General features: G+C 39.7%; 23 protein-coding genes. 13 read left to right on the top strand and 10 right to left on the bottom strand.

The annotated features are described in order from the left end of the window. Positions 1 to 45 precede the first annotated feature (45 nt). The 10 genes from moaCB (at position 46) to FTU16_RS03070 (ending at position 12,316) form a co-directional block, all read left to right on the top strand. Positions 46 to 969 carry a bifunctional molybdenum cofactor biosynthesis protein MoaC/MoaB gene (moaCB, locus tag FTU16_RS03115; protein ID WP_180162672.1) on the top strand — a complete coding sequence of 308 codons (924 nt, stop codon included), beginning with the start codon at positions 46 to 48 and terminating at the stop codon, positions 967 to 969. Continuing rightward, positions 966 to 2,216 (top strand): molybdopterin molybdotransferase MoeA, encoded by a 1,251-nt coding sequence (locus FTU16_RS03110; protein WP_180162671.1) that lies wholly within the window; start codon positions 966 to 968, stop codon positions 2,214 to 2,216. Before moaCB ends, FTU16_RS03110 begins: the two co-directional genes overlap by 4 nt. Positions 2,217 to 2,225: 9 nt before the next feature. Further along, positions 2,226 to 2,987 (top strand): molybdate ABC transporter substrate-binding protein, encoded by a 762-nt coding sequence (gene modA / locus FTU16_RS03105; RefSeq protein ID WP_180162670.1) that lies wholly within the window; start codon positions 2,226 to 2,228, stop codon positions 2,985 to 2,987. Between the two features lie 3 nt (positions 2,988 to 2,990). After that, positions 2,991 to 3,689, top strand: coding sequence for a molybdate ABC transporter permease subunit (modB, locus tag FTU16_RS03100; protein WP_180073825.1), 699 nt, complete (start codon positions 2,991 to 2,993; stop codon positions 3,687 to 3,689). Beyond that, positions 3,676 to 4,314, top strand: a complete 639-nt coding sequence (locus tag FTU16_RS03095) for an ATP-binding cassette domain-containing protein (RefSeq protein ID WP_180073824.1) — start codon at positions 3,676 to 3,678, stop codon at positions 4,312 to 4,314. Before modB ends, FTU16_RS03095 begins: the two co-directional genes overlap by 14 nt. A 213-nt stretch (positions 4,315 to 4,527) precedes the next feature. Then, complete coding sequence (locus FTU16_RS03090; RefSeq protein ID WP_078190870.1) at positions 4,528 to 5,931, top strand: amino acid permease; 1,404 nt, start codon at positions 4,528 to 4,530, stop codon at positions 5,929 to 5,931. Between the two features lie 198 nt (positions 5,932 to 6,129). Beyond that, on the top strand, positions 6,130 to 6,561 hold the full coding sequence (locus tag FTU16_RS03085) for a cation efflux protein, CzcI-like (protein ID WP_218954032.1): 432 nt from the start codon (positions 6,130 to 6,132) through the stop codon (positions 6,559 to 6,561). A 47-nt stretch (positions 6,562 to 6,608) separates the two neighbouring features. After that, positions 6,609 to 7,931 (top strand): TolC family protein, encoded by a 1,323-nt coding sequence (locus FTU16_RS03080; RefSeq protein ID WP_180144622.1) that lies wholly within the window; start codon positions 6,609 to 6,611, stop codon positions 7,929 to 7,931. A gap of 13 nt (positions 7,932 to 7,944) precedes the next feature. After that, on the top strand, positions 7,945 to 9,171 hold the full coding sequence (locus FTU16_RS03075; protein ID WP_180065440.1) for an efflux RND transporter periplasmic adaptor subunit: 1,227 nt from the start codon (positions 7,945 to 7,947) through the stop codon (positions 9,169 to 9,171). Beyond that, complete coding sequence (locus FTU16_RS03070; protein WP_180162669.1) at positions 9,161 to 12,316, top strand: efflux RND transporter permease subunit; 3,156 nt, start codon at positions 9,161 to 9,163, stop codon at positions 12,314 to 12,316. Before FTU16_RS03075 ends, FTU16_RS03070 begins: the two co-directional genes overlap by 11 nt. Before the next feature lie 114 nt (positions 12,317 to 12,430). Here FTU16_RS03070 and FTU16_RS03065 read toward each other — a convergent pair whose 3' ends face one another. Continuing rightward, positions 12,431 to 13,129 (bottom strand): DUF1826 domain-containing protein, encoded by a 699-nt coding sequence (locus FTU16_RS03065; protein ID WP_180004439.1) that lies wholly within the window; start codon positions 13,127 to 13,129, stop codon positions 12,431 to 12,433. Between the two features lie 128 nt (positions 13,130 to 13,257). Beyond that, complete coding sequence (locus FTU16_RS03060; RefSeq protein WP_078193741.1) at positions 13,258 to 13,494, bottom strand: VF530 family DNA-binding protein; 237 nt, start codon at positions 13,492 to 13,494, stop codon at positions 13,258 to 13,260. Between the two features lie 377 nt (positions 13,495 to 13,871). Between FTU16_RS03060 and FTU16_RS03055 the strand changes: the two genes are divergently transcribed. Next, entirely contained in the window at positions 13,872 to 15,197 is a 1,326-nt protein-coding gene (locus FTU16_RS03055; protein WP_180162668.1) for an ISNCY family transposase, read from the top strand. A 77-nt stretch (positions 15,198 to 15,274) separates the two neighbouring features. On the opposite strand, the gene FTU16_RS03050 is transcribed toward FTU16_RS03055, so the two are convergent. The 5 genes from FTU16_RS03050 to FTU16_RS03030 all read right to left on the bottom strand — a co-directional run bounded on the left by FTU16_RS03050 (position 15,275) and on the right by FTU16_RS03030 (position 17,505). Next, positions 15,275 to 15,568, bottom strand: a complete 294-nt coding sequence (locus tag FTU16_RS03050) for a type II toxin-antitoxin system RelE/ParE family toxin (RefSeq protein ID WP_074947749.1) — start codon at positions 15,566 to 15,568, stop codon at positions 15,275 to 15,277. After that, positions 15,558 to 15,803: a type II toxin-antitoxin system RelB/DinJ family antitoxin gene (locus tag FTU16_RS03045; protein WP_111885987.1), complete on the bottom strand. Its 246-nt coding sequence runs from the start codon at positions 15,801 to 15,803 to the stop codon at positions 15,558 to 15,560. Before FTU16_RS03045 ends, FTU16_RS03050 begins: the two co-directional genes overlap by 11 nt. A gap of 174 nt (positions 15,804 to 15,977) precedes the next feature. Then, positions 15,978 to 16,178, bottom strand: coding sequence for a hypothetical protein (locus FTU16_RS03040; RefSeq protein WP_163146734.1), 201 nt, complete (start codon positions 16,176 to 16,178; stop codon positions 15,978 to 15,980). Between the two features lie 579 nt (positions 16,179 to 16,757). After that, positions 16,758 to 17,084 carry a hypothetical protein gene (locus tag FTU16_RS03035; protein WP_005108845.1) on the bottom strand — a complete coding sequence of 109 codons (327 nt, stop codon included), beginning with the start codon at positions 17,082 to 17,084 and terminating at the stop codon, positions 16,758 to 16,760. Next, entirely contained in the window at positions 17,074 to 17,505 is a 432-nt protein-coding gene (locus FTU16_RS03030; RefSeq protein WP_005108844.1) for a hypothetical protein, read from the bottom strand. The genes FTU16_RS03035 and FTU16_RS03030 overlap by 11 nt, the downstream gene beginning before the upstream one ends. 106 nt (positions 17,506 to 17,611) lie before the next feature. On the opposite strand from FTU16_RS03030, the gene FTU16_RS03025 reads away from it, so the two are divergent. Further along, positions 17,612 to 17,926 (top strand): hypothetical protein, encoded by a 315-nt coding sequence (locus FTU16_RS03025; RefSeq protein WP_005108843.1) that lies wholly within the window; start codon positions 17,612 to 17,614, stop codon positions 17,924 to 17,926. Positions 17,927 to 18,115: 189 nt separating this feature from the next. Here FTU16_RS03025 and FTU16_RS03020 read toward each other — a convergent pair whose 3' ends face one another. The 3 genes from FTU16_RS03020 to mobQ form a co-directional block, all read right to left on the bottom strand. After that, complete coding sequence (locus FTU16_RS03020; protein WP_233945591.1) at positions 18,116 to 18,682, bottom strand: plasmid replication DNA-binding protein; 567 nt, start codon at positions 18,680 to 18,682, stop codon at positions 18,116 to 18,118. 60 nt (positions 18,683 to 18,742) lie between these two features. Further along, positions 18,743 to 19,666, bottom strand: coding sequence for a replication initiation protein RepM (gene repM, locus FTU16_RS03015; RefSeq protein ID WP_005174434.1), 924 nt, complete (start codon positions 19,664 to 19,666; stop codon positions 18,743 to 18,745). Positions 19,667 to 20,352: 686 nt separating this feature from the next. Continuing rightward, positions 20,353 to 22,107, bottom strand: coding sequence for a MobQ family relaxase (mobQ, locus tag FTU16_RS03010; RefSeq protein ID WP_233945590.1), 1,755 nt, complete (start codon positions 22,105 to 22,107; stop codon positions 20,353 to 20,355). 258 nt (positions 22,108 to 22,365) lie between these two features. Here mobQ and FTU16_RS03005 point away from each other — a divergent pair, with 258 nt between their 5' ends. Then, positions 22,366 to 22,740 (top strand): hypothetical protein, encoded by a 375-nt coding sequence (locus tag FTU16_RS03005; protein ID WP_086322809.1) that lies wholly within the window; start codon positions 22,366 to 22,368, stop codon positions 22,738 to 22,740. The last annotated feature ends 129 nt before the right edge of the window (positions 22,741 to 22,869 follow it).

Raw genomic sequence — 22,869 nt, 5'->3', positions numbered from 1 at the left:
ATTTTCAATATTACAGCTGAAAATGAACAAAATAAGGATAGAGCAATGAAAAATGTGGGCATGAAAGCGGAAAGTTACCGTACAGCCATTGCAACTGGAATACTGCATGCGCCGCCACATTGCATTGAACTGCTGCGTAATGGCAATACAGAAAAAGGCGATGCGCTGAAAACCTCACGGATTGCAGGTATATTGGGCGCAAAACGCACGGATGAACTTATTCCGCTCTGTCATCCGCTGCCGATCTACCGTGCAGATGTGGAGTATGAATTATTTGAGGCGCATGTCGAAATTAGTGCAGTGGTTGAAACCATTGGTCCAACGGGTGTGGAAATGGAAGCTTTGACTGCGGTCAGTCTTGCCGGTTTAACGCTGTATGACATGCTGAAACCGCATTGTGAACCTGAAGATTTATGCTTAGATCAAGTGAAACTGCAAAAGAAAAAAGGCGGTAAATCACATTTTACCCGTGTATTAAAAGAAAGCTTATCGGCTTCGATTATTGTGCTTTCAGATACAGTTGCTGCCGGTAAAAAACCAGATACTGCGGGGCAAAATGTCCTCGAAATTTTAGAAGAAGCAAACTTCAGCAACATCAGCTATCAAGTGATACCAGACAGTCCTGAACAGCTGCTTACCTTGATTGAGCAGCAAAAAAATCAATACCCGCTGATATTGACGGTTGGCGGTACGGGTTTAGGGCCAAAAGATTTAACTGTAGAAACGATACAGCCACTGCTAAAACGGGAAATTCCTGGGCTAATGGAAGCATCCCGCAGTTTTGGGCAGAAACGCACGCCTTATGCAGCGCTCAGCCGCGGTGTTGCTGGCTATATTGATGACAGTTTAGTAATTACACTGCCGGGCAGCAGACAAGGCGCAAAAGAATCACTAGTTGCCATTTTACCTGCCTTGGTACATCTCTTTGATGTGCAGAAAAATATTCCCCATGCAGGAGGCTACCAATGAACCAAGCCGTATTGCATACAGGCTGCGGTGCTGAAGCAGGGCTGATTTCAGTGGACGAAGCACTTGCGCTGATTCAGACACATACGCAAAGTTTGGCGCATGAAACTTTGGCGCTTCAGCACGCTTTAGGCCGTTATTTGGCGGCAGATGTACATTCACAAATTCAGCTGCCTTTATTTGCTCAGAGTGCTGTAGACGGCTATGCCATATGCGCAGCGGGTGAAATTAAAGCAGGTACGCAATTTGAGCTCATTGGAGAAATCCGCGCAGGGCAAACGGCTGAAACTATTTTAAAAGCAGGCCAAGCTGTCCGTATATTTACTGGCGCGCCGATTCCTGAAGGCACGACTACAGTAGCGCGGCAAGAAATAGTGAAGGCGGATACACAGCAGATTGAACTGACTGCAGCCTTAAACCCGCATGCGGATATTCGTGATGCAGGTGAGGAATTCTCGGTCGGACAATGTTTGGCTGTCCGTGGTCAAAAGCTAACGGTTGGGGCAATTGCAGCACTGAGCATGGCTGGTATTTCGCATTGTGAGGTCTACGCTTACCCTAAAGTTGCTGTGGTCATTACAGGTGATGAAGTCGCAGAAAATATTAAGGACTATAGAGCAGGTAAGATTTTTGATGCCAATGCGCCACTGATTTCAGCATGGTTTCAGTCACAGCACATCCAAGTTGAAGTGATTCATATTGCAGATGAAAAGCAGGCGGTCTTGGATTTATTCAACCGTTTAAAAGACAGCTTTGATTTAATTTTAACGACTGGCGGCGTATCTGTGGGTGACTATGATTTTGTCCGTCCAGTAGCCTTAGACTTAGGCTTTAAACAAATTTTTTGGAAAGTAAAACAGAAGCCGGGCAAACCGATGCTTTTCGCGGAATATAAGCGAGATGATGCAAGCTCATGTTATTTACTCGGACTGCCGGGGAATCCTGCTGCTGTATATGTGGGCATGCAAATTTATACAGATACATTACTGAAAGCTTTACAAGGTCAAACAACTCCACTGGACTGGTTCAGCGCAGTCATGACACATGACCTAAAAGCAGATGCACGTGAGCGGTTTTTAAGAATGTCGGCGCACTTTGATAAGCAAGGCAAGCTTCAACTAACCAGCCTGTCTAAACAGCAGTCGCATATGTTGAGCAATTTAATGCAAGCCAATTGCATTGTTCGGATTCCTGCAGGGCAGTCTGTGCAAGCAGGACAAATTCTTCAAGGCGTATTTATTCAGCATTAGGAGTTTGCTATGCATTTCAAATACATCTTAGCAGTAGGACTGAGCTTCATTGCTGGCGCATCTCAGGCGGAAATAGTCAAAATTTATGCTGCAGCCAGTTTAAGCAATGCTATCAGCGATATTGCAAAGCAATATCAGGCACAGAATCCAGACATCAAAATTGTACCGGTATTTGGCGCGTCATCTGCTTTAGCCAAACAGATTGAAGCCGGTGCGCCAAGTGATTTGTATTTTTCAGCAGATGTGGACTGGATGAATTATTTGGTGCAAAAACAGAAAATACCTGCAAAGCAAGTATTCAACATGCTAAGCAATGATTTGGTGCTGATTACGCCTAAAGCGGTGAATATGCAATTTAAAGCCGTGCCGCAGTTTAGTTTTGCCAAGGCATTCAAAGGTCACTTATGTACAGGGCAAATGGAGTCTGTACCTGCTGGAAAATATGCCAAACAAAGCCTAACCAAGTTGGGCTGGCTATCAAGTTTGAATGGAAGGATTGTCGGGACAGATGATGTACGATCGGCTTTGGCTTTTGTCGAACGAGGTGAGTGCCAAGCGGGGATTGTTTATCGTACCGATGCGCTGATCAGTTCTAAAGTTAAAATAGCCGGGATTTTTCCAAACCATACCCATCAACCCATCATTTACCCATTGGCTTTAACACAGCAAGGCGCAGCTAAACCTGAGGCCGTGAAGTTTTACCGTTATCTTAAAGACCATGCGCAAAGCAAAATGCTGTTTAAGAATTATGGCTTTGGTGTGAAGGGCTAAAGCATGCTAAGCCCTGAAGAGTGGAGCGCCTTGTATCTGTCGGCTAAGGTTGCCATTTGCGCCACTGTATTTTGCTTACCATTTGCTATAGGGCTGGCATGGGTTTTGGCGCGCTATGAGTTTCATTTAAAATTTTTGGTCGAAGCACTTTTACAAATGCCAATGGTGCTGCCGCCGGTGGTTCTAGGATATTTGCTATTGGTGCTGTTTGGTTCAAATGGCTGGATCGGCAAGATGCTAATTGAATGGGGAATTCAGCTGGTTTTTAATTGGAAAGGCGCCGTTTTAGCATCGATGATTGTGTCATTTCCGCTGATTGTGCAGCCGATCCGTTTGTCTTTTCAAATGATCAATCAACAGCTTGAGCAGGTTGCAGGCTCACTAGGCGCACATCCTTTACGGGTATTTGTCTCAATCAGCCTGCCGCTGGCTTTACCAGGGATTTTAATTGGCAGCATTTTAGGATTTAGCCGAAGTTTAGGCGAATTTGGCGCAACCATTACCTTTGTGGGTAATATTCCTGATGAAACCCGAACCATTCCAATTGCTATCTATTCGCTGATACAGCAGCCCAATGGCGAAGAATCCGCAATGCGTTTAGTGATCCTTTCACTGCTGGCGGCTTTTGGCGCATTGATTGCCAATTATTATATTTTACAGCGCTATCAGCGAAAACTCGGAGCCGGCCATGCTTCAGTGTAATTTTCAGTTTCAATATGCAGATTTTCAATTGCAGGCTCGGCTGCAGATGCAAGAACAGCTGCTTGGCATTATGGGGCCATCAGGCAGCGGCAAGTCTACGCTGCTGAAAAATTTGGTTGGTTTGCTGCAGCCGCAGCAAGGTTATATATCGCTGAATCAGCGTGATGTGTTCGATACGGCGCAGAAGATTAACGTGCCGATGCATCAACGCAGTATTGCGCTGATTTTTCAAAAAGCATGGATTTTTCCGCATATGAATGTGCAGCAAAATCTGCAATATGCGGAGAACTTAGGCGCTCAGGAAAATGCGAAATTTAAATTTGAGCAAGTGACTAATCTGCTTGAGTTACAGCCACTGCTCAAACGGCGGGCGCATGAACTTTCTGGCGGTGAGGCGCAGCGCGTTTCCATAGGACGCGCATTGCTGTCACAGCCTGACTTACTGCTGTTAGATGAACCGCTGACAGGACTGGACCGCAGGCTGAAAGATCAAATATTGCCATTTTTAAACACGGTGAAAGAACAGTTGGCGCTGCCGATGATATATGTTACGCATCATGGCGATGAGTTAGATTATTTAAAAGCCCATATTTTGTATCTAGAAAATGGTCAAATAAGTTTTTAAATAAATATAAATTATATAAGTAATAACAGTGAATTAGATGAAAAAATGGTATTAAGCTGCATCTTAAAGTTTTGATTAGAACTATGAAAAACTCATTTTCTAGATTAAATTGTTACAAAACAAGGGAGAACACAGCGTTTTCCCTTTTTTATTCCTAATGATCTTGGAAATAATGATTTGTACGACTGACCGTGCAAACAGGGAATCTAATCGATGCATGATGATAGCTTAGCCACACATAATTCAACTGCAAAACTGGGTGCAGGGCTATCTAATCGGCATATTACAATGATCAGTATTGGTGGTGTAATTGGTGCTGGACTGTTTGTTGGATCATCTGCTGCGATTGCAAAAGCAGGGCCTGCCGCCGTTCTTGCTTATATAATTACCAGTATATTGGTTTTTTTAGTCATGCGAATGTTGGGAGAAATGGCTGTAGCTCAACCTGACACCGGCTCATTTTCAACCTATGCAAGAAAAGCCATAGGGCCATGGGCTGGCTTTACTATCGGATGGTTATATTGGTGGTTTTGGGTTTTAGTTATTCCTATTGAAGCAATTGCCGGTGCAGAAATTTTGCATGCATGGTTTCCATCAATATCCAGTGCTGTATTTGCAACATTCTTCATTGTGCTTCTCAGTTTAGCCAACTTTTTTAGTACTCGAAGTTTTGGTGAGTTTGAATTTTGGTTTTCTCTGATAAAAGTCTTGGCTATTGTGATTTTTATCGCCATTGGACTCACCGCAATATTTGGATTTTGGCCCTTAGCACCTGACGTGAGTGGTGTAGAAAATCTGTTCAAAAATGATGGATTTATGCCAAATGGCCTGGGTGGTGTACTTTCAGCAATATTGATTTCAGCATTTTCATTCTTTGGTGTAGAAATACTATCGATCGCTGCAGCAGAATCAAAAGATCCTGAACAAAAAATTAAACGTGCAACCAATTTAGTATTGTATCGGGTCATCTTATTTTTTGTGGTTTCAATTTTTATAACGGTTGCACTGGTAGATTGGCGTTCACCGCAATTACAACAATTAGGCACCTTCCAATATGTCTTGGTCAGTTTAAATGTCCCTCAATCAAAATTGATTATTGATAGTGTGGTATTTATTGCAGTTGCAAGTTGTATGAATGCAGCACTTTATAGTTCATCAAGGATGCTATTTTCATTGGGGACACGCAAAGAAGCACCTCAATGGGTCACATCTATTAATGCCTCTGGTGTACCTGCTATTGCTGTATTTGCATCGTCTGTAGTGGGCTTAATTTGCTGTGCAGTCAATTATTTATTTCCAGGCCAAGTATTTGGATTTTTACTGTCTACAACAGGTTCAATTGCCTTATTGGTTTATTTAGTGATTGCATTTTCACAGCTTAAATTGAGAACACAAATCGAAAAAAATGGAACTGAGGTTGCGTTTAAAATGTGGCTATTTCCATGGCTGACATGGGCAGTCATTTTGGTGATCTTAAGTGTGCTGATCTATATGTTTTTATCTCCAGCCTACAGTTATGAAACTTCATTATCTTTAGGTGTTACGACATTGGTGGTTCTCTGCGGCTTAGTTGTGACAAGAAAAGCTAAGTTGAAGAATGATTCCGAACTGAATTAAAAATAAAGGTTTCGCCGATAAAAATCGTAATCATGAACCAATGGATTGTCTTTAGCATGTGCCGTGTCAGGGGATTAAAGCGAATGCCTTACGTTATATCTCTATGGCAATCCATTTTTAAGACAAATTCAAAGATTCACTTGACCTTCGACCGACTCCAAGCTTTATAATCGTTAAAATTTTCTTGATTGATGCAATATGCGTTCTGCGACATGGATAACAGTCTTAGTTGGATTGTTCATGTTCCAAAGCCTTTGGAACGTGGCAGCCGCTTTCTGTGTGCATGAAGAGCAAACTCAAGTTGTTCAAAGCTATCATTTTGGTCATCATCAAAATACCTTATGCGTTAGCAATGAAACGAATCCACAGCATTCGTTGCATCAAGCATCTGATGAATCCAGTAGTAAACCAGTCAAAAATATCGCTAACGATCTGCAACTTGGTGAAGATCATCAAGACCATTTGCCTTCTATGACGCATTTGATTGTACAAAACCAACAATCGATTCTTTTTATTGCACATCAGAGCTTTGAATATTCGCCAAAATTTGTTTGGAAGAATCTTTATCAAGCCCCTGATTTATTACTGCAAACACCTCCTCCTGTTTATGCCCCGCTAATGGCGGGGTAGCCTAAAACATTCCTGCCACTTTTTTTAATAAATGAGTGGGAAAAATCATGTCTTTATATTTTACGGCGTTTATACGTCTAGGCTTAGCTGTCGGTATTTCGACGGCCTTACAAAGTACGTTTGCCGAAAATGTCAGTAGTTTTGAATCTGCATTTGCCAAAGTACAAAACTACCAAGCCCAAACTGATATTTGGCAACAACAACAGCAAATCTCTGATTTTAATGTGCGTCAAAGCAAGCTCTGGCAGAACCCAAGTCTATCGATTGAACAAAATGGTTTTGGTAAAAATCAAGATCAAGAGCTCAGTATCGGAATTAGCCAGCCATTGGATGTATTCGGTCAGCGTAAAATCAATCAAGCACTCGCGAGTACCTCTGCACAGCAAATTCAGTTGCAACAGCAGATTTGGAATGCGCAAAGTCAGCTGATTGTGAAGTTTGCATGGTCACAGCTAGCCATCGCTCAAAATGAGCAATCGATTTACGCTACACAGCTCAAACTCAGTAAATCTAATTTGGACAGTGCGCAAAAACGCTATCAAGCAGGCAGTATCGCTTTGGTGGATGTGGAGCGCGCTCAAATTGAAGCATTGGAAATACAGCGTTTATACCAACAGGCAGTTTTAAAACAGCAAACTGTGGCACGTCAGCTTTCTAATTTATGGGGTGAATCCACGTCGCAAATCGCGTTGAATAACAGCGTTACGCCTTGGCCTGAACAGAGCCAAAGTTTAGTTGAATGTAATTTATCGGAAGGTTGGTTACAAAAATTGTATGCCTTGAATATTCAGCAGGCAAATCAGCAAATTGAACATTTAAAAGTACAGGCACGCCCAAACCCAACCCTAAATATGGGCATGTCACGTACCAAATCTCCAACTGACGCCAATGATACGGCCTTGGTACTTGGTGTGGATATTCCGCTCAATATTTTTAACCGCCAGCAATATGCCATTCCAATGGCGCAAAAACAGCAAATTTTATTAAATCATCAGCAACAGCGCGAGTTAAAACAGCAAGTTTTGGACATTGCCAATAGCATTCACCAGCTTAAAGGTCTGCGTATGCAGTTTGATGCCACAGGCAATCAGATTGGTTTGGCTGAAAAGGTTCAAAACCGAACTTTGCAAGGTTTTCAGGCAGGTAAATTTGCTATTACAGACGTACAGCAAACCACAAAACAACTCCAAGACCTTCGACTTAGCCAAATGCAAATTTTGGCGCAGGCTTGGCAAAGCGCACTCAGTGCTGAAGCCTTAAGTATTGGAACCAGTTATGAAGAAATCAGCCGTTCAGATGCTTATAGCCAACTCAATAAGAAAGCCATTGAGGCATCCCAAAATCTCATCAACAGCGCATCAGCACAATAAGGCAGTTAATCACATGAAAATTAAACAAGATGGAAAAATTTCACAGCCTTTGATGATTGCAGTTTTGGTTGGCCTAACGCTGATGCTGTGTACTGCTATTTGGTTAAGTACAAATAAATCCGATGCGGATAAAACTGAGTCGGAAGGTGAAAATAGCGAAGCCAAAAAGAGTGATACTGAAGCAGAACATGCGGAAGAAGGTGAACTGCAACTCACCACTCAACAAATGGTGGAACAAGGAATTAAAATTGCGACTGTAGAAAATGGTCTGGTCGAAAATATTATTCAATTGCCGGGTAAATTGGCGGTCAATACAGATCAGCAGGCACATATTTCCCCAAACTTCAGCGGTCATGTCGAACAAGTCAGTGTAGCACTCGGTCAAACTGTACAAAAAGGTCAAACTTTAGCTGTGCTGTCAGTACCTGAATTGATTGATCAGCAAGCCAATTTACGTATGGCAGAAGCCAATTTAGATTTAGCCCGTCAAGATTATCAGCGTGAGCAAAAGCTATGGTCTCAAGGAATTTCTGCCAAACAGGACTTCCAGCGTGCTGAAAATGCCTATCGTCAGGCTCAAATTAGCGTACAGTCAGCACAATCGCGCTTACAAGCTTTGGGCGCGAATAGCGGTCAAAACGGACGATTTATTATTCGTGCGCCAATCGCTGGCGTGATTAGTCAAAAAGATATTGTGGTGGGTGAAAATGTGCAATTGGCAGACCAATTGTTCACCATCGAACAGCTTAAAGATTTGTGGCTGGAATTTAACTTAGCTCATCAATATTCCGCACAATTACAAACGGGTCAAATCGTCTCTTTCAAAATCAATAGTTCAGATCAGCTCTATAGCGCAGAGGTACAAAGCCTGACGTCAAAGGCAGATGTGCAAACGGGACGCTTGGTGGTACGTGCCAAATTAAAACAACAATCTGCTGAGCTTCGCCCGAATGTGATGGTCAACGTGCTATTGGCAGATTCAGGTACTAAAAATGTATTACGGGTGCAAAAGTCCGCCGTGCAAAGCATAGAGGGTAAAGACAGTATTTTTATTGTTGAATCTGAACAAAAAGGTCAAGTGCATTTAAAAGCGCAAGCGCTAAAACTTGGACAAGCATCCAGTGATGGGCAATGGCTAGAAGTGATTTCGGGTCTTGATGCAGGGCAAAAGTATATTTCCCAAGGCAGTTTTTTACTGAAATCGGAACTGGAAAAAGACGAGGCTGGCCATGAACACTAATTCAGAGAATCCGAACACAAATTTACCAAAGCCAGCAGGTCTATTCGAACGCATTATTCAGTTTTCAATTCAAAATGCAATTTGGGTGATGCTGTTTGTCTGCACATGGATTGCCGTCGGGATTTACAGTTATCAAAAACTGCCGATTGATGCAGTACCTGATATTACCAACACCCAAGTGCAAATTAATACGCAGGCCAATGGCTTTACAGCGTTAGAAGTTGAACAGCGGATTACTTATCCGATTGAAAATGCGATGGCAGGTATTCCAGATTTGGAGTTGACCCGTTCTATTTCCCGTTATGGCCTGTCACAAGTCACGATTGTCTTTAAAGACGGTACGGATATTTACTGGGCACGTCAGCAAATTAATCAGCGGGTACAGGAAGTTCAGTCGTCATTGCCAGCTCAGGTTTCTCCGACGATGTCGCCAGTTTCGACAGGTTTGGGCGAGATTTATCAATGGGTGCTGAAAGCAGAACCCAATGCAAAAAAAGCAGATGGTACGGCATATAGCGCGATGGATTTGCGTGAAATTCAGGACTGGATTGTGCGTCCGCAATTACAGCGTGTACAAGGTGTTGCCGAGGTCAACAGTATTGGTGGTTTTAATAAAACCTACGTGGTTTCACCTGATTTAAACCGCATGCAACAGCTGAACCTGTCATTAGAACAATTACAGCAAGCGCTTACAGAAAATAATGAAAACCGTGGTGCAGGATTTATTGAGGAAAATGGTCAGCAGTTAACAGTTCGAGTGCCGGGAACCTTAAACACCATTTCAGATATTGAAAACACCATGATTGACAGCCCAAATGGCAGTCCAATTCGGGTGGGTGATATTGCGCAAGTCTCCATTGGGCATGATTTGCGCACAGGTGGTGCAACCTATAACGGAGAAGAAACGGTTTTAGGTATTGCCATGATGGCTATGGGACAAAATAGCCGAACTGTCTCGAAAGCTGTAGATTCCAAAATTAAAGACATTCAAGCCAGCTTACCCAAAGGGGTAAAAATTGAAACAGTGTATGACCGTACCACATTGGTGGAGAAAGCGATTAAAACCGTTCAAAAGAACTTGGTTGAAGGCGCAATTCTAGTCATCATCATTTTATTTATCTTTTTAGGCAATATCCGTGCAGCACTCATTACGGCCTGTGTTATTCCGCTGTCAATGCTGTTTACCTTAACCGGCATGGCACAAAAGAATATCAGCGCGAATTTGATGAGCTTAGGTGCGCTGGATTTCGGGATTATTGTTGATGGTGCTGTGGTCATTGTTGAAAACTGTATCCGCCGCTTGGCGCATGCACAGCAAACATTAAAGCGTCCATTAACGCAAAATGAACGTTTTAAAGAAGTCTTTTTGGCTGCACGTCAGGCGCGCCGTCCGCTGATATTCGGTCAGTTAATTATTTTAGTGGTTTATTTGCCAATTTTTGCTTTAAGTGGTGTAGAAGCAAAAATGTTCCATCCGATGGCATTAACTGTGGTATTGGCACTTGTGGCGGCGATCATTCTGTCTATTACATTTGTACCTGCTGCTGTAGCGCTTTGGGTGAAAGGTGAAATTAAAGAAACAGAAAGCCGTTGGATGAATTGGCTGAAAAAGCAGTATCTTCAAATTTTAAATAAAGCCTTTCATTACAAGGCTGTAGTGATGACTTTTGCACTGTGTTTACTGCTCATTACTGGGCTTTTAAGCACCAAAATTGGCAGTGAGTTTGCACCACAGCTGAGTGAGGGTGATTTTGCAGTTCAGTTGATGCGCTCACCAAGCACAGGCCTAGAAGAATCATTAAAAATGCAGGAGAACGCTGAGAAATTGCTGCTGAAAAAATTTCCAGAGATTCAGGCTGTATTTGCTCGTACAGGTACAGCAGAAGTGGCAACCGATGTAATGCCTCCGAACATTTCCGATGGTTATATTATGCTCAAACCACGTAATGAATGGCCAAACCCTAAAGAAAGTGTGGATGAACTGCGTGGCCGTATGGTGGCTTATGTGGCTACAATTCCAGGTAATAACAGTGAGTTTTCCCAACCTATTGAACTGCGCTTTAATGAGTTGATCTCAGGTGTGCGTAGTGATGTGGGCGTTAAAATATTTGGCGATGATATGCAAGTGCTTAACACAGAAGCCACTAAAATTGCCAAAATTATGCAGCAAGTTGCGGGGAGTAGCGCCGTAAAAGTTGAACAAACCTCAGGTTTGCCTTTATTAAATATTGAAATAGATAAGGCTTTGGCTGCGCAATATGGTTTAAGCGTTAAATCTATACAGGATACTGTGGCAGCCAGTGTCGGTGGACAAAGTGTAGGGGAGATTTTAGAAGGCGATCGCCGTTTTGACTTTGTTATTCGTTTAAATGATCAAGACCGTAATGTAAGCACGATTTCACAACTACCGTTAAAGTTGCCAAATGGTGGCAGTATTGTACTCTCAAATGTTGCCACAGTGTCTAATGTAGATGGGATCAATCAAGTCAGCCGTGAAAATGGTAAACGCCGTATTGTAGTGACTGCCAATGTTGAAGGCCGTGATTTAGGTTCTTTTGTGGCGGATATGCAGACTCAGCTGAAACAATATGCATTACCAAGCGGTTATTGGATTGAATATGGCGGTCAATTTGAAAACCTTGCATCTGCCAAAGCAAGAATGCAAATTGTCATTCCTTTAGCACTACTGACCATCTTTATTTTATTAATGGCAGTATTTCATAATGTGAAAGAAAGTCTGCTGGTCTTTACTGGCGTACCCTTTGCCTTAACGGGCGGTGTATTGTTTCTTTGGTTAAGAGATATTCCGCTTTCGATGTCTGCAGGGATTGGATTTATTGCACTCTCAGGTGTTGCTGTGCTGAATGGCCTGGTCATGCTGACCTTCATTAAAGAACTGGGGGACAAGTATCCATTGCATGAAGCCGTATGGCAGGGCGCTGTACTTCGATTACGCCCAGTACTCATGACTGCCTGTGTTGCCTCTTTAGGTTTTGTACCAATGGCTTTGGCAACAGGTACAGGTGCGGAAGTGCAACGGCCTTTAGCCACGGTTGTGATCGGCGGTATTCTTTCTTCCACCTTGCTGACCTTGGTGCTATTGCCAGTGCTTTACCGCTGGCTTAATACAGCTCGATCTCAATAATCTAGACTAAGCAATTTTGATTAAAACGATATTGCATTAACCCATACGGTTCATTCATTAGACAGAATGGATCGTATGGACTTACGATTTATCAATATTTAAACACAGCTAAAATCAGCAAATCAGTATAAGCCGATATTCACCTACATTTTCTACAGGTGCACGGTGTACACAAGGCAAAACTTGCTGTGTAGGATGATCCACCGCTAAACGCCAAAGATGACCATTGCCTAGATTTACAGGCACAGCATTTTCTTTGAGCTGATAATGTAAATCAAAAAAATATTCCGCTAAAAAATCATCAAATTCTGAGGTAGGGCCATCGTACAAATCTTTAAGTTGTTCTCGTATTTTAGGAATTAAGATTCTTTGTGTCACTTGATCATTTGGCACAATATCACTGGAAGCACCATAATATGTACATAAAAAGGTATCGGTAGCGATAGGTGATCGATCGACATGAAAGGAATAAACATCGGTTGAGATGAAATCGAATTCATCATCTCGTTCATAGCATTTGAGCAAGTTCAACGAAGGTGATGCACCAAATTCTGTTAATTGTTGCAGATCATTTAAAATAACTTCTCTGGCTAAATGGCCTTGCGATGAAAGTGTTAACTTCATCAGATCATCTATAGAAATTTCGGTTATATTTTCAATCAGTTCGAGTTTTTCGACTATTTCTTTAAAGTCGCCTTGTATGCTGCGTTGCCAGCAAAGCGCATTCATTTGACCTTCGAAATGACTATGAATCAATTCAGAAAATGTAGTGACTACACCAATTTGAGGATGCTGGGAAAAAGTATTGCTCATAATAGGGATCAATTTAAATCTGAGGCGAAGATACTGCGTACAAGGAAGTGCTAGAAGGATTAAGCAGTTTTATTCTATCTTAAACCATAAACTGCTATACAAAATTATTCGAGCATAGGCATTCATCGTTACGCTTTCTGTTTGGCTTTTTGGCGTAAGACATACAAATATAAGCTTTCTACTTTTTCACGTGCCCAAGGTGTAGTACGTAAGAATCGTAGTGATGATTTAACGCTTGGATCTATGCAAAAACATCTAATTTCAATTTTGCGGCTTAAGCCTTCAAAACCACCGTAGTAATCCAATAATTCATCCAAGATGTCAGCAAGTTTTTTGCCGTGTAAAGGGTCATTGGAGGTGCTCATATTAGATCAATCATATTTTGGGAGACCATTATTATAACCTGAGCGAGTTGAAAAAATGAGAGGGTTTGAATTTAAACATCAGGAACGTCAGATTCGCCAATTGATAAGATTCTGATTTCGGCATAACGTATATTATGTTCATTAGCGTACTCGGCATCGTGAATGATAATTTTACAGATTCACGATGTCGAGCTGTGGCAACGGATGCGTTGTGTAGGCCACAGTCTTGGATATGCTATTTAACATAATATATATTATACGAAATAGTATTGTAACTCCAAAATAGAAATGTCCGGTTTCTCCAAAGTAAAAATGTCCGCTTTTAGAATATGCACTTTTGCAATTTCGTTAGCGGACGGTTTGATATGTTGGTGTCTATGTCGGATAAAGAACTTAAACGATTGTCGGTCTTGCAGGAAATCTGCGATCAACGCATAACTCAATCCCAGGCTGCTCAGCTACTTCATATTTCAGAACGTCAGATCAGACGCTTACTGCAGAAATACAAAGCTCAAGGTCCCGCTGCATTAGCCCATGCCGGTCGTGGCCAAATCAGCAATTCCAAACTTCCTGAAGAACTCAGACTCAAGTGCCTCAATATTGTTTCTGACCAACTCCATGGTTTCGGACCCACTTTAGCGCATGAAAAGCTCACCACCGTACATGGATTCGATCTTTCAGTAGAAACCCTGCGTTCCTGGATGATTGCAGCTGACTTATGGATTCCTCGATCCAAGCGCCTGAAACGCCCGTATCAGCCTCGTTACAACCGGGATTGCGTTGGTGAACTGATCCAAATTGATGGCTCATATAATGACTGGTTTGAAGGACGCGCTGCTAAATGCTGTCTGCTGTTGTTTATCGATGATGCTACAGGAAAATTGCAGAATTTACGCTTCTGTGAATCAGAATCAGCCTTTGATTATATGATTTCAACACGCTTGTATGTTGAGCAGCATGGTAAGCCGTTGGCATTTTACAGCGACAAACATTCAGTCTTCAGGGTGAATCAAAGCAGCAAGAAAGACACCAAGATTACCCAGTTTGGACGCGTACTCAGTACCCTGAATATCGATATCATCTTCGCCAATTCACCACAGGCCAAAGGCCGTGTGGAACGTGCCAACAGAACCCTTCAGGACCGTCTGATCAAGGAGATGCGTCTGGAAGGTATCAGCTCGATTGAGCAAGCTAATGCCTGGCTACCCTGCTTCATTGAGCAGTTCAATCAGAAGTTCGCCAAGATGGCTTTTAATCCTAAGGATCTACATCGGCCTATCACTGAAACAGCCGAAGAATTAGATGATATTTTTACTTGGCGTGAACCCCGCAGAGTCACGAATAGCCTGACGATTACTTATGATAAATGCGTATATCTCCTGGAAAACACCGAAGAAAATCAAAGGTTGATCGGTAAGTATCTTGAGTTCCTGGAATACCCGGATGGTACTGTAGCCCTCATGCATGATGGCCGAAAGATCAATTACAGCCTCTTCGATAAATTAAGTCAGCTGAATCAGCGAGAGATTGTTGAGAATAAACGGTTGGGTGCTGTTCTGAATCATATCCAACAACAGCATGAAGAACTGGAACAACAAAACAAACGCAATCGTTCTCAAAAGATGCCAAGCAGACGTGCACAGAAAATAGCAATCAAAGAACGAAATCTAAATCCTGTGCTTGACTTGGAATTGTCCATATAGGACATTTCTATTTGGTTATTAGGTAGGACATTTCTACTTAGGAATAACACAAAAATGGGAGCTCTAAGCTCCCATTTTTAGTCTTTAATGCGCTTTTTCGCTTCGTCATAAACTATGCTGTCAGCTCGTTTCCCAACCGTAATGAGCAAGATAACTACCTGATCATCTTTAACTTGATAAACTAGTCGGACTCCAGCCTTTAATAATTTAATTTTGTAGCAACCTGCAAGATCACCTCTAAGCATATTCTTTGGAATATGTGGCTGCTCTATGACCTTGGCAAGTTTTTTCTTAAATTGATCTCTTATAGCACTAGGAAGCTTTTCCCATTCAGCTGTGAAGTCCTTATGACGTAAAAGCTTATAAGTCATCTAAAGTAATTTCCTCAAACATTTCTTTAGGATCATTAATACGTTTACGAACAATCGCTAATAGCTCGGTATCCTCTTCTGAGAGTAAGGCTTTTTGTACAGGGAGTTTCCCAGTCGCTGCAATGTATTCAAGGACATTTGTAAAAAACTCAGTAGGTGCAATACCTTGTTCTCTTAGAACTGAATAAGATTTTTCTTTAAGGGCTTCATCGACCCTGAAGTTAACAGTAGCCATTATTTTTCCCATTTATTGAATGCATAGGAATATTGTAATGCAAGTTGCATTACGTGGCTAGTTCGTATAATCCGTATTATGTTAATTTCAGAGAAACTATTACAAATAGAATATTACTTTTATATTCTCAAATGAGCCGCTATCTTTCTTAAAAAATACTATAAATAACTGTTATTACTGATTATTATTTTTTAAATCAGGGCGAATTTTATAAATATTATTTTGGAGTTCAAAAATATGACTGAGAGCTTTTCCTATCAGTAAGATATTTTCTCTATTTTCTAGTGATGGATCTGATTGAATCTTACTAGGAATACTGTCTAATAATATTGCAGCTTGATACAAATCATCATTTATTTTTTTTAATTGATCCATTTTTCTCTTCTATATATGTTGGTAAGGATCCCAATCATATTACATTGAGATCCTGATTTATTAGGCCGTGGTATATCTTGTTGTAGCTTCTCTAGTTTCTGAACTAAAAAGGTTTAATAATCTATCCGATGATGGTACAGGAAGATTTGGTGGATTCCAATCACCTGTAGTGATGCATGTATTTAAAGAGTTTCCACACTCTGACATTCCACCGCTACCAGCAGACCCATAGACATCAATACAGTCTGCATAATATTCTGCACACATCACAATTCTTTCGTTAAATAATATGAAGGCGTTGTAGGATCATATGCAAGAGCAAGACTACTAGTTATTATTGTACTAATTAGAACTATTTTTTTTAAGAACATAAGAAAATTGCAAAAGTGCATATTCTAAAAGCGGACATTTTTACTTTGGAGAAACCGGACATTTCTACTTTGGGCTTACATCTAAGTTTCGTATAACCGCCATTATGTTAAATGGAGGTTAGATTGGTGGAAAACTCCAGTTTTTGAAACTTCAAATAGAAGCTCTTTCGTTCAATTAGTAATTGTAATTTCTATATAAATTTATATTCTATTGAATAATTATTTCATAAATTCTCCTATCATATTTGGCTGCATATGTAGCTACTTCTTGATTAATCTTTTTATGACTTTTATCTACATATGAAAAGATTATTGAATCCTCATTATGCTGCTCATAGTTGATGGCGTATTTATATTCCGAATAAGGATAAAGAGTACCTAAGCTATAAGTTTTTTGAGCACTGATATAAGTTATTTTAAGATCTGTGATTGGGGCATTGGTCCAATTTTTAATAGAAATATATCCATTCTTTTCTAATGGTTGGCATCCTATAATTAAAACTAATGCAAGACAGTAAAATAGGCTATTCTTCATTTTGGTAGTTCTGTTCAATTGGTCTTATGAGTCGACTAATAACTATAACTTTTGAGGTATCACAGCTAGGATCTACTTCAGTTATCCAAGAATAATTATTTTTTTCTAGAGGATAGGATTCTCCGCCTCCATATGCTGCTTTATCACCTAAAAAATAAGTATCCGAATCTACTTTTAGGCTCTTAGTTTCCATATCCCAATCTAGAGTTTTTGTAGCAAAAATTGGCAGAACTTTAGATCCATCAGCATGTTCTAGGTATAGGCATTTACCTTCCCTAATAAGCTTAGCCTCACTATAACTTGCATTATCTGCTCCCCCCGTATATTGAATACGTGGAACAACTATATTTGATTCAATTTTTTCTGTAACTGGACTACAGGCTGCAAGTAAACTTAATAAAATAAATTCTAATCTTTTCATATTAAAGGAATTTTTTGATAAAATCATAATAGAGAAATTAAAGCAAATTATTCCAAAAGGCTCTGATTAAAAATTGTTAAAATTAATAGATATATGAGATAAAATTATGAAAAAATTTTTATATTTTAATTTCTTAGCAATTATTTTGACCTACGTATCTTTGCTTTATCAAAAAAATATATTAGTTGACCGCATAGTTGTAGATAAGCTTGGAGAAGTTGAAGTCATAGCTGGGGGATTTCCTCTACAGTTCCTTATAGATGGTGAAACCTCTCCAGTCGGAAGTATAAGTATCAATCCTTTATTTATTTTCATCGGCATGGATCAATTTGTTTTTCTCAATTTTTTTATTGATTATTTATTTTGGATAAGTATTTTATTTGCTTTTTCTATGATTGTGAAAAAGTACAGAATTGTATAGATCTCCTAAAATTAACATAATACGCGTTATACGAAATACTGTTTTTTATTCGATATAAATCATAGTTTTATATTGATGTTGAAAGCCCAAGTATGTGTACTTGGGCTTTTTTAATGATTACTCACGTTCCACGCTCAATAAACAAGCAATGTTCCACACTTTTGTTTAGCTAAAAACAACAATAAAACCTTACTCATCTGTAAAAACTGCCCGAGCTAAACGGCCCAATAATCCCCTTTTTTTAGGTTCCGGTTCAACGTGTTTAGGAATAGGTATACGCTTGTTGTCTTCCCCAGGAGTAGTCAATGCGTCATAGTTCGACTCAATCTCTGGCCGAGGATCTGTTGCTATATTTAGATTAGTAGATTCATTTAGCTTATTAGTATTTTCTTGTTTTGGCTGTTCTAAGGTGCCTTTAAACTCAATTCTATGAGTTAGATCTTCAATATGTTGCATCAAAGACTTTTCTCTTTGATTTGCTAAATCTAACTGATTTTTAAGTAAAGTAATCTGATCTTTTAGAACATTTTCGATTTCGGACTGTATGCGTACAGGTGCATCCTTCTGGACTTGTTCAATACGTGTACTGGACTGAACACCAGTTGGATTTCCATAAACTCTTATTAATTCCGATAGGTCTATGAGTCCATCACTATCCCTTGATAATTCACCATTTTTTATAGCTTCATAAATTGTTGTTCTAGACTTTTTAAAGGCTTTACTGGCGTCCATAACGCTGAATTTTGTTGTGTTCAATGGTGTCCCTCAGTACGTGTACAGGGATGTTCATATGAACATCCGATCTAAACATGAAGTTTATTTTGCATTAAAGCCTACTTTCTCTAGATATGGCAGTAGCTCCTCAAATTTTTGTAGATCTTTTAGCATTTCAGAAATTCGAACTGCGAACTGCGAGTAGCTTTCAGTACCTTGAGAATATTTATTCATTTCTGGAAGCTCAGATAGCTTATTAGCAAAAAAATGTCGCTGCGCATCAGTAAATTTTGAGAAAATCTCAAGAGTAGTTTGCTTTTTATTGTTAGCTATAACGACTTTTTTCTGTTTAAAGGTAAATGAAAAGCCAGAAATATTACGTCCCTTTTTATGTTGCTGACATTGGACCTTAATATCTGTATGTTCATTAATTTGAGCAATAGCCAAATTTAATACTCGGTCTTTGAAATTCCCCATTCTTGTATATTCATCATCAAGAACACCTATTTTTTTCCTGAACTCTGCTAGTTCAATAATAGGAGTTTGGCCTGTACTGCGCCAAGCTATTAACAATTCATATAACCGCACAGCATACGCACTGCTGAGATTACTAATTTGTTGTAATTCATATTTAGTAAATTGCTCTTCTAAACGTGTAATAAGTGGGACGATTGCAGGAGCAAATATTAACTTCACGGTTGCTTCATCATCGATATATCTAATCTCGCTGACCCAGCGGCTTAAAACATTTTCTACATTTCCTCTCTTATTGATTTCTTGATAGCTAAATTGGCGTACGAATAGATCTTTACAAGCATCTTTTAACGCTTGGTACGCTGTTTGTCTTGCAACATTAAATTGATTTACATAGCTCTCAGCATGGACTTCTAATGGATCATTGGCATTAATGCCTCGACCACTATCTCTTGCTTCAACAATAGCTAATAAGATTAAACGCTGTTCTACTAAATCTAAGTTATAACTCGCATTAATTAATGCATTATCTTTAACTACTAAATCCCGCACTTTATTTATCTATCTTATTAGTTATGAATATAAGTCTATATTAATAAATCTGTAGATTAATGCAAGGTAAACGTGGTTAAATCTACAAGATAAACAAGGTAGACTTATGGTAGGTAAACGTAGTCATATTGGTAGGTAAACGTAGTCATATTGGTAGGTAAACGTAGTCATATTGGTAGGTAAACGTAGTCATATGAAGTCTAGAAGCCTTTATTTACAAGGCTTTCAGCTTACCTAAAAGCATTTAAAAACTTTAAAAATAATTAAAAGCCCAGGGAATGAAAAATTGCCCTTGGTTTTCGCTACGCTCAAACTCTATTGAACTTCGCTTTCGCTCAGTTCGTAGGGGCAATTTTTGGCTTAAAATTTCGTGACTTTTTAAAAAAGAAAAGCAACTAGGAATTCGCTTCGCTCATAGAACTTTTTCACTCGCTTCGCTCGACATAAAGCCACCGTAATCAGTTCGCACCCATTCGGGATGCTCTGATTCTGAGTTCTTGATACACAGGGGAGCCTGTAATCAGGGAAAAACAAGTGAAAAAATTTAGATCCCTGTAGTTCGCTCGTAGACACTCGCTAAATGCTCTCATTTGCGATTTAAGAGTTTTTTCTTAACTCAACTATAAATCTACTGTGGTTTAGCAAAACATCGCTAAAAACCCTATTTTTTTGCGTTTAAACAGCATTCACCAAGGTCGGTAATCGTTTTTATTTTCATTTTCTGGTTTTTTAGGCTCATTTTTTTGCTGTTTTTCCAATTCTTGCCGTCTTAGAAATGCCAAATGTTCTCGTTCGCGTCTATCTTGTTCATAGCGTTGTTCTCTTTGCTCTCGTTCTTTACGTAATTGCTCTCTAAATTCACTTTCTCTGCGATCATTTTCAATTTTTCGTTGGCGATCCACTTCCGCTTGGCGTACTTGCTGCATTCTTTCTTGTTCAATTTTGAGATCATCTGCCCGTTTTTCGACAAGGATAGGTTTCATATCATCATTAAAATCATGCAGGGTATCGAAAGAGTGAACGTACTCTCGTTTTAGCTTTTGCCAGAAAGTGGGTTTTATCGTTGGTCGTTCAATCCCATTATTTTCCAGTATCTCTGAGCATTGGCCTAAGCGTTTGACGACATTCTCAATATCGTATTCTTTAGCAAGTTGTTCGACCTCGGTTGCGTATTCTCTCCAGTTCTCATTTTTTGCCTGTTCTACTGATTTTTCAGTCGCATAAAAATCAGGTTTTTTTATATCTCTGTAAGTATGATGGTAAGAGTCATAAAACAAATTATCGTTACGTAGGTAAAAATCGCTTTTGTTTTCTGCTAACCATCGTTTTGTCTTGGTGAGATTTGATTCAATCTGTTTTTGATTATTAGCAGCATTGCTTTGAATGGTGTAAAACTGACTAGCAAATTCTGCATAAATATCCTGGCAACGAATGAAGTCATCATATGCGTTGTCAATCTGTTGAACCTGTTGTTCTTGCAGGCGTTCTTCTTCTAGGTTGAGATGTTCTAATTCTGCTAAAAGCTCTTTTTCTTCTGCTTCGGTTAACTGAAGTTCGTTCTCTAGTTGGGTAATCTGATCTTCTAATCGACTTGGAACAATAATTTCTTGATCAAGGCCCTTGATGATCTGTTGGTATTCTCGTGCAGCATCTAAATTTTTGGCTTTGATGGCTTCATTTTCAAGTGCAATTCTTGGTAGCACAATTTCAGTGTTACGTTCGTCAAGCGGTCTTTTTTGTTCCTCATCATATTGTCTGCGAAGTGCTGTAGCTTCATGCCCTTCATGATGAGTGGGTTCAAGAAAGTCTAAGCCCTGATCCTTGTAACTCCGGTGGTCGATGCGTTCGTCTAGTCCGGCATTTTCCAATACTGTGTTTACAACATTGGCAAAAGTTGCTCGGCTGTCCTTCAGGATCTCGGGACCATGGTCGTTGAAGATTCTTTGTTTCTTTCCTAATTCGCCTTTTTCATTGATGAGTCTGGTCGTGAACATCATGTGTACGTGATAGTTTTTATTATTGGTTTCATCGTTATGTTCATGTGGTGCATGGATGCAGGCATCGACAATAACATTGTGCTTGTTCACAAAGTCTCGGCAAAAGTCATCAACGATTTTTATGCGTTCTGCATCTGTTAATTCATGTGGTAAAGCACAGATATATTCTTTGGCGAGTCGTGCATTGGCTTTCATTGAGCCATTGGCATTGAATTCTTTTTTTTCTACTGTATTCCAAAGTGTTTGACGGTCTAAAAGTTTTGTATTGGTATGTTCTGGTGCATAAATATTTTTGTATTCAAGTCCCTTTTTTTTAGTGTAGTCCTGAGTCTTTCCAAAAGTCAGATCCTCTAATTTTTCACAGGCACGATAAGCAGCACAAGCAACGGCTGAACGTCCGTCACTTCGTGAGATGTTGCTTTCATTCAAATGAAAAATTGCCACTTTAAAAACCTAAATTTCTGCATACCGTGGTTTTGATTTTTGCAACTTTGAAAAAGTTGCTGACCATGCTAAAGCGAGGTCATGGGGTACAGGGGTTTCCCCTGTCGCAACGTCCACTTTTGAATGAAATGATAAAAGTGGGTAAGTGCGCCCTTCATTTCATTCCGGGAAAACTCCGCTTCGCTACGTTTGATATTGCTCGCTTTGTTTTTTGACTCTATGATGATGTTTGATTATTGATCATCACGGTTTAATACTATGTCAGATATTCAAGAAAAGAAAGATGCAGTTTTAAAGAAGCTCACTAAAGCACAGCAGAAGAAGTTATCTCTACAAGAGCAAATTGAGTATTTGAAAAAAGAACAAGAGCAGATCTTAGAACAGGCAAAACAGAAACAGAATGAGCTTAAACTTAAGCAGCAAAAACTTTTAAGTGAAGCCAAAGCTCAAGAACGGAAAAATGAAACTAGACGGAAAATTTTGCTTGGCGCTTGGGTTTTGAATAAATTTAAGAATGATGAATCTTTTAAACATCAATGGGCTGATTTTGAGCAGTTTTTAAGTGCGGAAAGTAAGACAGAAGAAAATAGACAGAAAGATAAAGAGCTTTTTAATGATCTTTTTAAGGGATAAGTTCTAAATTTCATATAAGAGATTTTATGTTAAATAAAGGTTAACTACTATGAAATGCTAATGTTTGTATTACAGGAGAGGTAGCTCAATTTGTTTGAACAACTAAAAGCTTATTTAAAGTTGAAATTG

Origin of the sequence: Acinetobacter sp. YH12069, assembly GCF_013419675.1 — a bacterium.
Lineage (GTDB): Bacteria > Pseudomonadota > Gammaproteobacteria > Pseudomonadales > Moraxellaceae > Acinetobacter > Acinetobacter amyesii.
The sequence above is the reverse complement of the archived record's forward strand: the minus strand, read 5'-3'. Positions and strand labels throughout refer to the sequence as shown.